At 73.4% G+C, this 1,020-nt stretch carries 1 protein-coding gene, 1 pseudogene and 1 riboswitch; the gene and the pseudogene both read right to left on the minus strand.

The genetic code is table 11. From position 1 onward, the window contains the following. The coding region (locus tag G6031_RS16835; protein ID WP_182653884.1) for a precorrin-8X methylmutase at window positions 1-404 on the minus strand (404 nt) is incomplete at its 3' end. A 75-nt stretch (window positions 405-479) separates the two neighbouring features. After that, window positions 480-549: riboswitch (cobalamin riboswitch) on the minus strand. A gap of 22 nt (window positions 550-571) precedes the next feature. Beyond that, a pseudogene (locus G6031_RS16840) lies at window positions 572-1,020 on the minus strand (nitrite reductase); the annotation flags it as partial.

Genomic DNA, 1,020 nt, shown 5'->3' on the forward strand with positions numbered 1-1,020 from the left:
AGACGATCACCCCACAGGGAGAGCGCGGCGGCGGAGCGGGTGGTCCCCATCTGCCGGGCCAGCTCGGGCACGCGGGGATCGGACAGCAGGCACACCACGTCGTTGTTCCGGGGGAGCCGGGACCTGGTGATCCCGGAGGCCACCATGTGGGCGTCGCAGAGGATCGGCGCTCCGGCCTCGAGCGCGGATCGCGCGGCCCCCACCAGTCCCGGATGCACCTGCAGGTCGTCGACGAGGTCGGTCTGCCCGGTGCCGTGCACCATCCGGACGGCGAGCCGCTCGGCGTCCCGCGGGACGCCCGACAGATCGGTCTCCCGCCGGATGGTCGCGAACGAGTCGACGTAGATCGCGGGCCCGTCGTCGACGTAGTCGTAGCGGCGTGGCGGCCTGGGGACAGCAGGCATGGGTCCTCCTCGGGGTTCTCGCCCCGGTCAGAAGTCTCAGGCGACGCGTCAGGGAGCGCGTCGATCCCTCGGCCAGTATCTGGCTTGGCGGCCCGTCGAGCGGGCCTCACAGTGGCGGAACCGCCCCGGACTCGCACCGGGTTCCTCGCCGTGGGACAGCGGCGAGTCTACGTGCGCACGGTGAGCACACCGCGCCACGGGGTGACGATGAGCTCGGTGACGTCGTCGCCGGTGAGGCGATCGATCACGGCGCGGGTGAGGACACCGTCCCCGGCCCCGACATGCTCGATCCTTCCCGAGGAGCCGGGGACCGGTCCGTAGGGCAGCGCGGGGATCGGGGTGGGGAGACGATCATCGCCCGGGCGGGCGGCGGCGAGCGGCACGGGGAGTTCACGCACGTGCCAGGGTGCGTCGGGGCCGGTACCCCGGGCGGCGGCGAAGTCGCGCGCCAGGTCGAGCAGGCGATCGGCCGCCTCCTCGAGGGGCACCACCGCCGACCAGTCCTCCCCCACCCGGAGTTGCACGGTGTCGGCGTCGAGGGTCGCCAGCCCCAGGTCGCCGGGGCGGTCCACGAGATCGCCGCGGCCGTCGTCGAGGACGAAGAGGAATCGGCCGG

The sequence above is a fragment of the Dietzia sp. CQ4 genome (genome assembly GCF_014145125.1).
Classification (GTDB): domain Bacteria; phylum Actinomycetota; class Actinomycetes; order Mycobacteriales; family Mycobacteriaceae; genus Dietzia; species Dietzia natronolimnaea.